This window comes from Roseateles sp. So40a, assembly GCF_048081605.1.
GTDB lineage: Bacteria > Pseudomonadota > Gammaproteobacteria > Burkholderiales > Burkholderiaceae_C > Roseateles.
In genome coordinates this window covers 4,593,124-4,605,638 of record NZ_CP182288.1, presented here as the reverse complement: position 1 = coordinate 4,605,638, position 12,515 = coordinate 4,593,124, and the positions used below count along the sequence as shown (strand labels likewise).

The window sequence follows — 12,515 nt, the reverse complement described above, 5'->3', positions numbered from 1 at the left end:
GCGGGAGAGTCACGATGCCCATCACCGACAACGAGGCGCTGACCCGCGTCATCGAGCACCGCGAGATCTTCCACGACGAGATGCTGGCGCTGATGCGCCGGATCATGAGCGGCGACATCTCGCCGGTCACCGCGGCGGCCATCCTCATCGGGCTGCGCGTGAAGAAGGAGACCATCGGCGAGATCACCGCCGCGGCGCAGGTGATGCGCGAGTTCTCCGTGAAGGTGCCGATCGAGCCCGGCCCGCACCTGGTCGATGTGGTCGGCACCGGCGGCGACGGCGCGCACACCTTCAACATCTCGACCTGCTCGATGTTCGTCGCGGCCGCGGCGGGCGCGCAGGTCGCCAAGCACGGCAACCGCAGCGTGTCGTCCAAGACCGGCAGCGCGGACGTGCTGGAGGCGCTGGGCGTGACGCTGTCGCTGTCGCCGCAGGCGGTGGCCGAATGCGTGCGCGAGTCCGGCATCGGTTTCATGTTCGCGCCCAACCACCATCCGGCGATGAAGAACATCGCGCCGGTCCGCAAGGAACTGGGCGTGCGCACGATCTTCAACATCCTGGGCCCGCTGACCAACCCGGCCGGCGCGCCCAACATCCTGATGGGCGTGTTCCACCCGGACCTCGTCGGCATCCAGGTGCGCGTGATGCAGCGCCTGGGCGCGCAGCACGCGGTCGTGGTCTACGGCAAGGACAACATGGATGAGATCTCGCTGGGCGCGGCCACGCTGGTGGGCGAGCTCAGGAACGGCGAGATCCGCGAGTACGAGATCCATCCCGAGGACTTCGGCATGCCGATGGTCGCGAGCCGCAACCTGCGCGTGAGCGGTCCCGAGGAGAGCCGCCGCATCCTGCTCGGCGTGCTGGACAACGAGCCCGGCGCGGCGCGCGACATCGTGCTGCTGAACGCCGGCGCGACGCTGTACGCGGCCAATGTCGCCGAGTCCATCGCCGATGGCGTCGCGCGAGCGCGCGTGGTGCTGGAGTCCGGCGCGGCGCGCGCCAAGCTGGACCAGTTCGTCGCCCAGACGCAGCGGCTCGCCGCGGCGCAGGGCTGAAGAGGAATTCCATGTCTGACATCCTGGATCGCATCAACGCCGTCAAGCGCGAGGAAGTCGCCGCGGCGCAGGCGCTCAAGCCGCTGAGCGCGCTGCGGGCCGAGGCCGAATCGCGCGCCGAACCCACGCGAGGTTTCGAGGCCGCGCTGCGCGCCAAGATCGCCGCGGGCCGCAGCGGCGTCATCGCCGAGGTGAAGAAGGCCAGCCCGAGCAAGGGCGTGCTGCGCGAGGACTTCCGTCCCGCCGACATCGCCCGCAGCTACGAGCAGCACGGCGCGGCCTGCCTGAGCGTGCTGACCGACGCACCGCATTTCCAGGGCTCGGTCGCCTACCTGCAGCAGGCGCGCGCGGCGTGCGCGCTGCCGGTGCTGCGCAAGGACTTCATGATCGACCCGTACCAGGTCTACGAGGCCCGGGCGATGGGCGCGGACTGCATCCTCCTGATCGCCGCCAGCCTGGACGACGGGCAGATGGCCGAGCTCGAGGATTGCGCGATGGGACTTGGCTTGGACGTCCTGGTGGAAGTGCATGACGGCGCGGAGCTGGAACGCGCGCTGCGCCTGAAGACGCCGCTGGTGGGCATCAACAACCGCAACCTGAAGACCTTCGAGGTCACGCTGGACACGACGCTGGCGCTGCTGCCGCAAGTGCCCGCGGACCGGCTGCTGGTGACGGAGTCGGGCATCCTCGGCCCCGACGATGTGCAACGCATGCGCGACGCGCGGGTGAATGCCTTCCTCGTCGGCGAGGCCTTCATGCGCGCGCCCGATCCGGGCGCGGCGCTGTCGGCGCTGTTCCGCTGATGTCCGCGACGCTGAAGGCCCTCGACTGGTCGGCCGGGGACGGCTGGCAGCCGCTCATCGACGCGTGGCGCGTGAGCGCCGATGGGCAGCGCATCGAGGCGCTGCTGAAGACGCGGATCGCCGAGGGCGCGGTGATCTATCCGCCGGATCCGCTGCGCGCGTTGCGGCTCACGCCGCTCACGAACGTCAAGGTCGTCATCGTCGGCCAGGACCCGTATCACGGGCCGGGGCAGGCGGAAGGGCTGTCGTTCTCGGTGCCGGTGGGCGAGAAGCTGCCGCCGTCGTTGCGCAACATCTTCAAGGAGCTGCAGCGTGACCTGGGGCAGCAGCCGGCGATGTCGGGTCATCTCGCCGAGTGGGCACGGCGCGGCGTGCTGCTGCTCAACACCAGCCTGACGGTGGAGGACGGCGCGGCCGGTTCCCATGCGAAGAAGGGCTGGGAGTCGCTGACCGACGCGTTGATCGCGGCGACGGCGAAGGATCCCGCGCCCAAGGTCTACCTGCTGTGGGGCGCGCACGCGCAGGCCAAGGCCGCGTTGATCGAGGCGGCCGGGCACGGGCATCTGGTGCTGCAGGCCAACCATCCGTCGCCGTTGTCCGCGACGCGCGGACCGGCGCCCTTCATCGGCTGCGGGCACTTCTCGGCCGCGAGCGAGTGGCTGCGAGGGAAGGGCGTCGAGCTCGGTTGGTCGCTCGACTGATATCGAGCCCCGCCCAGAGCCCTCACCCCAACCCCTCTCCCGCTCCGCGGGCGAGGGGCTACCCGAGGCTCCCTCGCCCGCGGAGCGGGAGAGGGCGGGGGGTGAGGGCTCGTCGCAAGCCGCCCTACGTGGTCCTCCCGATCTCCGCTGAAACCATAACTGGTACGGTGGTGGTCATAACCTCCAATCCCCGCGCAGCGCGTCATCGGCATCAGGGTTAAGTCCAGTGCGCTACCAATTGACGCTCTGCGTTTTTTGGTACTAAACTGGTATTAATCATGACAAGCCACCCCCTGGCGGACGCCTGGTCCGCGCCCTTGCAGCCGCGCTTCGCGGCCGTTCGCTTCCTGGTGGGGGTGGATGGCGGCGGCACCGGCACGCGGGTCCGGCTGAGCGATGTCCACGGACGGCTGCTCGGCCAGGGATGGGCCGGTCCGTCCGCGCTGGGACAGGGCATCGCCCAGGCCTGGCGCCACATCCAGATGGCCGTGCAGGAAGCCGCCGTGAAGGCCGGCATCGACCGGCTGCCGCTGGCCGAGACCGCCATCGGCCTGGGCCTTTCCGGCGCCGGCGTCGCCGCGCAGGCGCAGGCCTTCATCGCGCAGCAGCCCGGTTACCTCCACATCGAACTCGTGAATGACGGCACCACCTCCGTCATCGGCGCCCATGCGGGCCAGCCCGGCGGCGTGATCGCCGCGGGCACCGGCACGGTGGGCGAGGCGCTGCGGGCCGACGGCTCGCTGGTGTGCGTCAGCGGCTGGGGCTGGATCGGCGGCGACGAGGGCAGCGGCGCCTGGCTCGGTATCCAGGCGATGCGCCTCGCGCAGAAGGCCATGGACGGCCGCGTCGAGGCCGGCCCGCTCGCGCAGGCCGTCTGGGGCGCCGCCGGCTGCCAGAACGAACAGGACCGCGACGCGATCAACGCCTGGGTCGCCCAGGCCGGGCAGCACGCGTACGCGCAGCTGGCGCCGCTCGTGTTCGAGCACGCCGGATCGGATCCCGCCGCGGCCGCGCTCGTGGCGCAGGCGGTGGCGGAGCTCGAGCAGCTCGCGCTCGCGCTGGACCCTTCGCAGCAACTGCCGCTGTCGCTGGCGGGCAGCGTGGCGCAGCGGCTCGCCGCGCTTTTCTCAGGCAACATTCGGGCCCGTTGCGTGTCGCCTCAAGGCGACTCGGCCGACGGCGCGCTGCGGCTGGTCCGCGGCGCTCTCTCCGAAACCCGTTGAGACGCAGAGAAGCCCGATGAGCACCAAGCTGCCCTTCCAGTTCAAGCCCGATTCCGAAGCCGCCTCGCCGCTGTACATGCAGCTCGCGCACAAGCTGGCCCAAGCGATCCGCGAGGGCCAGTACCAGGCCGACGAGGCGCTGCCGTCCGAGCGCGTGCTGTCCGAGTCGCTGGACCTGTCGCGCGTCACCGCGCGCAAGGCGATCGACCGGCTCGTGGAACAGGGCCTGATCGTGCGCAAGCGCGGCTCGGGCAACTACATCGCGCCCAAGCTCGAGCAGCCGCTGTCGCGCCTGACGAGCTTCTCCGAGGAACTGCATCAACGCGGCTTCAAGCCGAGCAGCCGCTGGCTGACGCGCGGCTTCGCCATGGCCGCGCCCGATGAACAGCTGTCGCTGGGCCTGACGACCGGTCAACGCGTGGCGCGCCTGGAGCGCCTGCGCCTGGCGGATGCCGTGGTCATGGCCTATGAGCTGTCGATCCTGCCCGAGGCCGTGCTGCCCGATCCGCAGAAGGTCGATGCCTCGCTGTACGAGCACCTCGCCCAGCATGGCGGCGCGCCGGTGCGCGCGCTGCAGCACATCCGCGCGATCAACGCGGACTCGCGTCTGGCGGGGCTGCTCGAGGTGCCGGTGGGTCAGGCCGTGCTCTTCATCACCCGCGTGGGCTACCTCGACCAGGGACAGGCCGTGGAGCTCACGCATTCCTACTGCCGCAGCGACTACTACGACTTCGTCGCGGAGATGAGGCGAGACGGATGACGGCCCAGCACATCGACGGATTCATATTGACACCTGGCGGGTTCATCCGCGGTGTGCTGGAACATGAAGGCGGGCGCATCACCCGCATCGACGGACACGCCGCGCCGGAGCACGAGGCGCGTCACGGCGCGCAGGACCTGCCGCTGATCCTGCCCGGCTTCATCGATACCCACGTGCATGGCGGCGCCGGCCGCGACACGATGGAAGGCGGCGACGCCGCCGCGCAACTCGCCCGGCTGCATGCGCGCTACGGCACGACCTCGCTGCTGGCGACCACGATGACGGCGCCGCTGGACGAGATCCGGCACGCGATGCGCGACCTCGCGCCCACCTGCGCCGAACGCCCCGCTGGCGGCGCCCGCGTGCTGGGCGTGCACCTGGAAGGGCCGTACATCAACCCCGGCAAGCTGGGCGCGCAACCCGACTTCGCCAAGGCCGCGTCGATCGCGGAGATCCGCGAGCTGCACGCGCTCGCGCCGATCCGGCTGATCACGCTGGCGCCGGAGCTGCCGGGCAACCTCGAGCTCGTCGAGCGCCTGAGCGAGGCCGGTTTCCGCATCCAGATCGGACACACGCTGGGCACCTACGAGGACGGCGTGGCCGCGCTGGGCCGCGGCGCCGGCGGCTTCACCCATCTGTTCAACGCGATGACGGGCCTGCACCACCGCGAGCCCGGCATGGTCGGCGCCGCGCTGGCACACGCGCAGTACGCCGAGATCATCCCGGACCTGCTGCACGTGCATCCAGGCGCGATCCGCGTCGCGCTGCGCAGCATCCCGCACCTGTTCTGCGTCACCGATTCGACAGCCGCGGCCGGCATGCCCGATGGCGAGTACAGCCTGGGCCGCCACCGCGTCACCAAGTGCCTGGGCGGCGTGCGCCTGCCCGACGGGACGCTCGCCGGATCGACGCTGACGATGGACCAGGCGCTGCGCAACCTGGTGCTCAAGCTGGGCCTGCCGATCGAGGATGCGTCGCGGCGCGTCTCGACGAACGCGGCCGATTACCTGGGTCTGGACGATCGGGGCCGACTGGCTCCGGGCGCCTGGGCGGACTTTGTGGTGTTGGACCGTGGCTTGCAGTTGCGCAGCGTGGTCATCGAAGGAGAAGCAATTGACCTCGCGAATGCTGGATGAGGCGCTGAGCGCGCCGCAGGTGGTGGCCCGTCAGCTGGCCGCCGATCAGAACGCCTACGCGGCGCTGGGACACGCGCTGCGCGAGCAGCCGCCGAGCTCGCTGCTGACCATCGCCCGCGGCAGCTCCGACCACGCGTCGCATTACCTCGCCTACCTGATCATGGCGCGCCTGGGCCGTCTGGTGACCTCGCTGCCGATGTCGCTGATCACGCTGTACCAGAGCAAGATCGAGAGCAAGGGCCTGATGTCGCTCGCGTTCTCGCAGTCGGGTCAGAGCCCGGACCTCGTGTCGCCGACGCAGTACTTCCGCGCCAACGGCGCGCGCACCGTCGCGTTCGTCAACGCCGACGGCTCGCCGCTGGAAGCCGCCGCCGAGCACGTGTTCCGCCTGCATGCGGGCGTCGAGCAGAGCGTGGCCGCGACCAAGAGCTACATCGCACAGCTGGTGGCCGGCGCGCGCGTCGTCGCCGCCTGGCAGGGCGACGAGGACCTGGCCGCCGCGCTGCAGTCGCTGCCGCAGGCGATGGAGCAGGCCGCCAAGCAACGCTGGGACGTGGCCGTGGACGTGCTCAAGGGCGCGGACAAGCTCTTCGTCATCGGCCGCGGCACCTCGCTGCCGATCGCGCTGGAAGCGGCGCTGAAGTTCAAGGAGACCTGCGGCATCCAGGCCGAGGCCTTCTCCGGCGCCGAGGTCAAGCACGGCCCGATGGCGCTGGTGGAGGAGGGCTATCCGCTGCTGGTCTTCGCGCCGCGCGGTCCGGCGCAGGCGGGGCTGATCGCCCTGGCCGAGGAGATGCGCGGCCGCGGCGCGCGCGTGCTGCTGGCCGCCCCTGAAGGCACGCCCGGCGCCGAGCTGCCGCTGACCTGCACCGGCAACGAGGACCTCGATCCCATCGCCGCGGTGCAGAGCTTCTATCCGATGGTGGAGGCGCTGGCGCAGGCGCGCGGTCTGAACCCGGACCAGCCGCGCCATCTGGCCAAGGTCACCAAGACCCACTGATCCCGACCCACCGGTCTTCCCATCCCCAGCCGTCGACCCGCGGGCCAGGCAGAAGAGAGCGACATGAGCGAGCAAGTTTTCCATCCGGGCCGGCTGGTGATGGTGGACATCCAGGGCAAGACGCTGGATGCAACCACCGCGGCCTTCCTGCGCGACAACCAGATCCGCGCGGTCTGCCTGTTCCGCAAGAACCTGGGCACCGAGGCCGAGGTCCGCCAGCTGACGAAGGACCTGCGCGAGGCCATGGGCCCGGACGCGTTGATCGGTCTGGACCAAGAGGGCGGCTCGGTCGTGCGGGCGACCTTCCTGCCGCAACCGCCCTCGGCGATGGCGCTGGGCGCCGCCGGTGACGAGGCGCTGGCCGAGCAGGTCGGCGCGGCGGTGGCGCGCGGGCTGCGCGGCATCGGCATCAACTGGAACTTCGCGCCGGTCACCGACATCAACAACAACCCCGCCAACCCGGTGATCGCCGAGCGCAGCTTCGGCGAGACCGCGGACACCGTCACGCGGCTGGCGGGCGCGTGGATGAAGGGCTCGATGGACGCGGGCGTGGCCTGCTGCATCAAGCACTTCCCCGGCCACGGCGACACGCATGTGGACTCGCACCTGGACCTGCCGACGGTCGAGAAGACCCGCGCCGAGCTGGACGCGCTGGAGCTCAAGCCGTTCAAGGCCTTGCGCGACGCGGCGCCGTCGATCATGACCGCGCACATCGTCTATCCGAAGATCGATCCGCAGTACCCGGCGACGCTGTCGAAGACGATCCTGGGTGGGATCCTTCGCGACGAATACGGCTACGACGGCGTCGTCATCACCGACGCGCTGATGATGAAGGCGATCGCGGAGCGCTACGGCTACGCCAAGGCGGCGGTGCTGGCGATCAACGCGGGCGCCGACATGATCCTCGCGCAGGGCTCGCTGGACGAGCAGGCGCAGGCGATCCTCGCCCTGCAGGACGCGCTGTCGCGCGGCGGGCTGAGCGTCGAGCGCGGCCGTCAGGCCGAAGCGCGGCTGGACAAGCTGGCCCGCGATTTCCCCGTGCGCTTCGACGACTACGCGGGCGCGCGGCGCGAGCAGGACGACGTGCTGATGCGACGCGCCTGGGCCGCGGGCCTGAGCGCGCTGCGCGGCGCGACGCCGCCGTCGGCCGATCGCGCGATCCGCGTGCTCGTGCAGGACGAGGTGCCCACCGACGGCGTGTCCGAAGCGGGACCGACCGGCGCGCAGGTGAGGGCGCTCTTCGAGGGCTACCGCGATGTCGAGTTCGTCTCGCTGACCGACATCGCCGCGCTCGACTGGGCGACGGTGCCCGCCGATGGCCGCTTCACGATCGTCGCGTCGACGCACCGCGCGCGTTACGGCGAGCACGCCGCGGCGTGGCGGCCCGATCTGCACCTGGTGTTGTGGAATCCGTTCCAGGCGCTGGATGTCAGCGGCCCGACGGTGATCAGCTGGGGGTATGCCGACGGCGCGCTCGCCGCGCTGGGCGCCTGGCTGCAGGGCCGCGGCCAGGCCGGCGGTCAGTCGCCGGTGACGCTCGCGGCCTGATTCCGCGCCACGCAACGCATCGCATCGAGGCCTCCCCCATGAGCTCTTCGCCGACTCCCGCCGCCAACACGGCGAGCCCCGCGCGCAACCCGATCCGCTGGGTGCCCAGCCTGTACTTCGTGCAGGGCATGCAGTTCTTCGTCGTCATGCTGATCGCCGGCCTGATGTTCAAGAACATGGGCGTGGCCAACGACCAGATCGCGCGCTGGACCGGCGTGCTGGGCTTGGCCTGGGCCTTCAAGCCGCTGTGGAGTCCGTTCCTGGAGCTCGCCCGCAGCAAGAAGCTGATCGTGGTGGCGATGCAGTTCACCGGCGCGGCGGGCCTGGCGCTGATGGTCGTCGCGTTGCAGCTGCCGATGTGGTTCGCCGCGAGCATCGGCGTGCTGTTCCTGCTGGCGTATGCCTCGGCCACTCACGACATCGCGTGCGACGGCCTGTACATGGCCTCGCTCGACGACAGGCAGCAGGCGGCCTACGCCGGCTGGCAGGGCGCGTTCTTCAATGCGTCCAAGTTCCTCACGCTGGGCGGCCTGCTGGTGCTGGCCGGTTACCTGGAGCGCGGCATCGGCGTCATGAACGCGTGGTCGGTGATCTTCGGGATGCTCGCCGTCCTGCTGTTCGTGCTCGCCAGCTACAACGCCTATGCCCTGCCGGGCGCGCTGAACACGGAACATCGCGACCTGACGGTGAGCGGCGTCTGGAAGACGCTGGTGGAGGTCGTCGATGACTTCCTGAACAAGCCCGGCATCTGGCTGTCCATCCTGTTCATCGTGATGTTCCGCTTCGCGGAGGGCCAGGTGCAGACGATCGGTCCACTGTTCCTGATCGAGGCGCGCGCCAAGGGCGGCCTGGGGCTGACGACCGAGCAGGTCGGCGGCATCTACGGCACGGTGGGCACGGCGGCCTTCCTGGTGGGCAGCATCGTCGGCGGCTACTTCACGAGCTGGATGAGCCTGCGCCGCGCGATGCCCTTCCTGATCGTGGCGATGGCCGTGCCCAATGCGACCTTCTACTACCTCGCGGTGACGATGCCGGCGGACCTCTGGCATGTCGGCGCGGCCGTCGCGATCGAGATGCTGGGCTACGGCTTCGGTTTCGTCGGGATGATCCTGTACATCATGCAGGCGGTCGCGCCGGGCCGATTCCAGACGGCGCATTACGCGCTGGGTTCGGGCGTGATGCAGCTGGGCTTCATCCTGTCCAAGACCATCAGCGGCGACATCCAGATCAAGATGGGCTACGAGCACTTCTTCCTGTGGACCATCGCCTGCGGCGTGCCCGCGTTGCTGCTGCTGCTCTTCGTGCGCATGCCCGGCAAGCAGGCCAAGGACAGCCAGCACGGCAAGGGCAACGGCAATGGCGCCGGAACGCCGGCCGAAAGCGCGACATGAAGCGCGACATGAAGGGCGCTCTCCTCGCGGGCGCGTTGCTGACGATGGCGAGCGCGCAAGCCGCGGCGCCCCAGTATTTCTTCGACGACTTCAGCTATCCCGACACGGCGGCGATGTTCCAGCAGGGCTGGACGCCGCGCAGCGCCGCGGGCCATCCCGGGATTCCGGGATCGCGCTGGGCGCCCGAGGGCCTGAGCGTCGTCGACGGCAAGCTGCGGCTGAAGGGCACGACGGATGGCACCGGCGCGGGCACGACGCAGGTGCAGGTCTGTCACCAGCGCAAGTACCTGGCCGGCACCTATGCCGCGCGCATCCGCTTCAGCGACCAGCCGGTCAGCGGCGCCGATGGCGATCCGGTGATCCAGACCTTCTACGCGGTCAGCCCGCTCAAGCACGACTTCGATCCCGAGTTCAGCGAGCTGGACTGGGAGTACCTCGCCAACGGCGGCTGGGGCAGCGACAAGACGCGCATCTACGGCATCACCTGGCAGACGGTGCGGCTGGATCCGTGGCTCGCCTTCAACCAGCAGCACGAGGAGTTCGGCGCGCTGGGCGCGCCCGGCAAGGACTGGCACACGCTGGTGATGCAGGTCGCCGATGGCCGCACGCACTGGTTCATCGACGGCCGCAAGATCGACGAGCACGGCGGCCGGAACTATCCGGTGGTGCCGATGTCGATCAACTTCAACCTGTGGTTCTCGCCGAATGGGCCGCTGCCGCAAGGCGCCGCGGGCGGTGCGCCGCGCGTGTATGAGCAGGACGTCGACTGGGTCTTCCATGTGAAGGACACGGTGCTGAGCCCCGCGCAGGTCGATGCGCAGGTGGGGCGCTGGCGCGCCGGCGGCGTTGCTCGCCTGGATCAGGTGCCGGCCGCGCAACCCGCGCTCGAGAGCCGCTGCGACTTCTGATTCCTTCGAGTCCTCCGTTCCCGTTTCCGCTTCCGTTCCTGCCGCCATGAACGCTCCCTCTCAACGCATCGCGTCGGTCGACGCGCTGCGCGGTCTCGCCGTCGCCGCGATGCTGCTGGTCAACAACCCGGGCGACTGGGGCCATGTCTACGCGCCGCTGGAACACGCGGCCTGGAACGGCTGGACGCCGACCGACTTCGTCTTCCCGTTCTTCCTGTTCATCGTGGGCGTGTCGCTGTCGCTGGCGATGGGCGCCAAGATCGAGGCGGGCGGCGGCGATGCGCTGCGCGGTGTCGTGATCAAGCGCGCGATGCGCATCCTGCTGCTGGGGCTGGCGCTGCATGTGCTCGCCTGGCTGGTGATGGGCAAGCCGGCCTTGCGCATCCCCGGCGTGCTGCAACGCATCGGGCTGTGTTTCGCGTTCACCGGACTGATCGCGATCCACTGGCGCGCGACCGGTCAACGCGTGTGGCTCGCCGTGCTGCTGCTGGCCTATGGCGGGCTGCTGCTGTGGGGCGGTCCGTTGGACAAGGCCGGCAACATCGCCAGCCGCGTCGATGCGTGGCTGCTCGGCCCGCATGGCTATGAATGGGATCCGGTGACCGGACTCGGCCACGACCCCGAGGGCATCGTGTCCACGCTCGGCGCGCTGGCCACGACGCTGCTCGGCTGGCGTTGCGGCGAGGCGCTGCGCGCGGGCGCGCTGACGCGCCTCGCGACGATCGGCCTGCTGGCCGCGGCGGCCGGCTTCGCGCTCGACGCGATCGGGCTGATGCCCATCAACAAGAACCTCTGGACCCCGGCCTTCGTGCTGTGGACCGGTGGCCTGGCCGCGCTGGCGCTGCTCGGCGCGCACGCGCTGATCGATCGCGCCGGCTGGCCGCCGCTGTTTCGCAGCTTCGGCGTCAACGCGATCGCCGCTTATGCGGGCGCGTGGATCTGCACCGTCGTGCTCGAAGGCCTCGGCTGGATGGGCCCGGTCTACGCGCATGGCTTCGGCTGGCTGGATCCGCTGGTCGGCCCGTATGGGCGCTCGCTCGCCTTCGCGCTGGTGTTCGTCGGCGTGTGGTGGGCGATCGTGCGCGTGCTCGACGCGCGGCGCGTGTACATCAAGGTGTGAGCTTCAAAGCCTGAGCATCAAGGTGTGAACCCCGACGCGCGCCGAGGCGCGCGGACGGACAATCGCGCGATGAGCTTTGCCATCCGCATGCCGCCGGACGTCCAGTCCATCGACCTCGCCGGGCAGCAGGTCCTGCTGATCGATGATTTCCTCGAGAACCCGCACGCGCTCGTGCAGGCCGCCTGCGACAGCCGCTTCGATCCTTGTCCTGGCGCCGCGGAAGGCAAGGGCTATCCGGGCATCCGCGCGACGGCTCCGGAGGCCTATTCGCAGGAGCTGATCTCGCTGCTGGATCCGCTGATCCGTATCAACTTCCAGATCGACGAGTCGCTGCCGCTGCGCAAGACGCCGTGCATGTTCTCGCTGACGACGATGCCGCCGTCGCAGCTCGGTCCGCTGCAGCGCATTCCCCATTTCGATTCGAGCGCGCCGCGCTACATGGCCGCGCTGCTGTACCTCTGCGACGGGCGCCATGGCGGCACGGGCTTCTATCGCCACAAGGCCACCGGGCTGCAGCGCATCGGCGCCGCGGACACCGAGCGGTATGCCGCCGCCGTGCGCGAGGAGCTGGCGCGGCGCGCGCCGCCTCAACGCTACTTCGACGCCGGCGACGAGCACTTCGAGTTCCTCGGCATGGTGCCCGCGAAGTTCAACCGGCTGGTCGTCTACTCGGGCGGGCTCATCCACACCGCCTGCGTGAACCCCGGCCTGAGCATCAACGACGACCCGCGCGCCGGCCGCCTCACCGTCAATACCTTCGTCGACTTCTAGGCGCACCGCCGCGCGCCGCGGCACGCCGCCTTCCCGCGCGGCCAATAAAAAAGCCCGGCCGAAGCCGGGCTTGAAGAGGAGCTTGATGCTCCTCGGAGA

General features: G+C 70.0%; 12 protein-coding genes. All 12 read left to right on the top strand.

Features of this window, described 5'->3' with window-relative positions; genetic code table 11:
* Positions 1-14: 14 nt before the first annotated feature.
* The 12 genes from trpD (at position 15) to ACNI65_RS20930 (ending at position 12,416) form a co-directional block, all read left to right on the top strand.
* The gene (trpD, locus tag ACNI65_RS20985; RefSeq protein WP_416759133.1) at positions 15-1,055 is read left to right on the top strand and encodes an anthranilate phosphoribosyltransferase; all 1,041 of its coding nucleotides are present in this window, start codon (positions 15-17) and stop codon (positions 1,053-1,055) included.
* Between the two features lie 11 nt (positions 1,056-1,066).
* A complete protein-coding gene (gene trpC / locus ACNI65_RS20980) occupies positions 1,067-1,858 on the top strand; it encodes an indole-3-glycerol phosphate synthase TrpC (RefSeq protein ID WP_416759131.1) in 792 nt (263 codons plus the stop codon).
* Positions 1,858-2,559: a uracil-DNA glycosylase gene (locus ACNI65_RS20975; RefSeq protein ID WP_416759130.1), complete on the top strand. Its 702-nt coding sequence runs from the start codon at positions 1,858-1,860 to the stop codon at positions 2,557-2,559. Before trpC ends, ACNI65_RS20975 begins: the two co-directional genes overlap by 1 nt.
* Positions 2,560-2,837: 278 nt before the next feature.
* Positions 2,838-3,782, top strand: coding sequence for a BadF/BadG/BcrA/BcrD ATPase family protein (locus ACNI65_RS20970; protein ID WP_416759128.1), 945 nt, complete (start codon positions 2,838-2,840; stop codon positions 3,780-3,782).
* A gap of 16 nt (positions 3,783-3,798) precedes the next feature.
* The gene (locus tag ACNI65_RS20965) at positions 3,799-4,542 is read left to right on the top strand and encodes a GntR family transcriptional regulator (protein ID WP_416759127.1); all 744 of its coding nucleotides are present in this window, start codon (positions 3,799-3,801) and stop codon (positions 4,540-4,542) included.
* Positions 4,539-5,678, top strand: coding sequence for an N-acetylglucosamine-6-phosphate deacetylase (gene nagA, locus ACNI65_RS20960; protein WP_416759126.1), 1,140 nt, complete (start codon positions 4,539-4,541; stop codon positions 5,676-5,678). The genes ACNI65_RS20965 and nagA overlap by 4 nt, the downstream gene beginning before the upstream one ends.
* Positions 5,668-6,678 carry an SIS domain-containing protein gene (locus ACNI65_RS20955; protein ID WP_416763672.1) on the top strand — a complete coding sequence of 337 codons (1,011 nt, stop codon included), beginning with the start codon at positions 5,668-5,670 and terminating at the stop codon, positions 6,676-6,678. The genes nagA and ACNI65_RS20955 overlap by 11 nt, the downstream gene beginning before the upstream one ends.
* Before the next feature lie 63 nt (positions 6,679-6,741).
* Positions 6,742-8,226: a beta-N-acetylhexosaminidase gene (nagZ, locus tag ACNI65_RS20950; protein WP_416759125.1), complete on the top strand. Its 1,485-nt coding sequence runs from the start codon at positions 6,742-6,744 to the stop codon at positions 8,224-8,226.
* Positions 8,227-8,264: 38 nt separating this feature from the next.
* Positions 8,265-9,617 (top strand): MFS transporter, encoded by a 1,353-nt coding sequence (locus tag ACNI65_RS20945; RefSeq protein WP_416759124.1) that lies wholly within the window; start codon positions 8,265-8,267, stop codon positions 9,615-9,617.
* A gap of 8 nt (positions 9,618-9,625) precedes the next feature.
* Positions 9,626-10,525, top strand: a complete 900-nt coding sequence (locus ACNI65_RS20940; protein ID WP_416759123.1) for a glycoside hydrolase family 16 protein — start codon at positions 9,626-9,628, stop codon at positions 10,523-10,525.
* 46 nt (positions 10,526-10,571) lie between these two features.
* A complete protein-coding gene (locus tag ACNI65_RS20935) occupies positions 10,572-11,645 on the top strand; it encodes an acyltransferase family protein (RefSeq protein ID WP_416759122.1) in 1,074 nt (357 codons plus the stop codon).
* A gap of 69 nt (positions 11,646-11,714) precedes the next feature.
* Complete coding sequence (locus ACNI65_RS20930; protein ID WP_416759120.1) at positions 11,715-12,416, top strand: DUF6445 family protein; 702 nt, start codon at positions 11,715-11,717, stop codon at positions 12,414-12,416.
* Positions 12,417-12,515: the final 99 nt, after the last annotated feature.

Excerpts from the sequence above, each read along its gene's own strand:
- nagA (WP_416759126.1), top strand. The coding sequence starts at position 4,539 with ATGACGGCCCAGCACATCGACGGATTCATATTGACACCTGGCGGGTTC.
- ACNI65_RS20940 (WP_416759123.1), top strand. The coding sequence starts at position 9,626 with ATGAAGGGCGCTCTCCTCGCGGGCGCGTTGCTGACGATGGCGAGCGCG.
- ACNI65_RS20965 (WP_416759127.1), top strand. The coding sequence starts at position 3,799 with ATGAGCACCAAGCTGCCCTTCCAGTTCAAGCCCGATTCCGAAGCCGCC.
- ACNI65_RS20945 (WP_416759124.1), top strand. The coding sequence starts at position 8,265 with ATGAGCTCTTCGCCGACTCCCGCCGCCAACACGGCGAGCCCCGCGCGC.
- ACNI65_RS20930 (WP_416759120.1), top strand. The coding sequence starts at position 11,715 with ATGAGCTTTGCCATCCGCATGCCGCCGGACGTCCAGTCCATCGACCTC.
- ACNI65_RS20935 (WP_416759122.1), top strand. The coding sequence starts at position 10,572 with ATGAACGCTCCCTCTCAACGCATCGCGTCGGTCGACGCGCTGCGCGGT.
- trpC (WP_416759131.1), top strand. The coding sequence starts at position 1,067 with ATGTCTGACATCCTGGATCGCATCAACGCCGTCAAGCGCGAGGAAGTC.
- ACNI65_RS20975 (WP_416759130.1), top strand. The coding sequence starts at position 1,858 with ATGTCCGCGACGCTGAAGGCCCTCGACTGGTCGGCCGGGGACGGCTGG.
- ACNI65_RS20970 (WP_416759128.1), top strand. The coding sequence starts at position 2,838 with ATGACAAGCCACCCCCTGGCGGACGCCTGGTCCGCGCCCTTGCAGCCG.
- trpD (WP_416759133.1), top strand. The coding sequence starts at position 15 with ATGCCCATCACCGACAACGAGGCGCTGACCCGCGTCATCGAGCACCGC.
- ACNI65_RS20955 (WP_416763672.1), top strand. The coding sequence starts at position 5,668 with ATGCTGGATGAGGCGCTGAGCGCGCCGCAGGTGGTGGCCCGTCAGCTG.
- nagZ (WP_416759125.1), top strand. The coding sequence starts at position 6,742 with ATGAGCGAGCAAGTTTTCCATCCGGGCCGGCTGGTGATGGTGGACATC.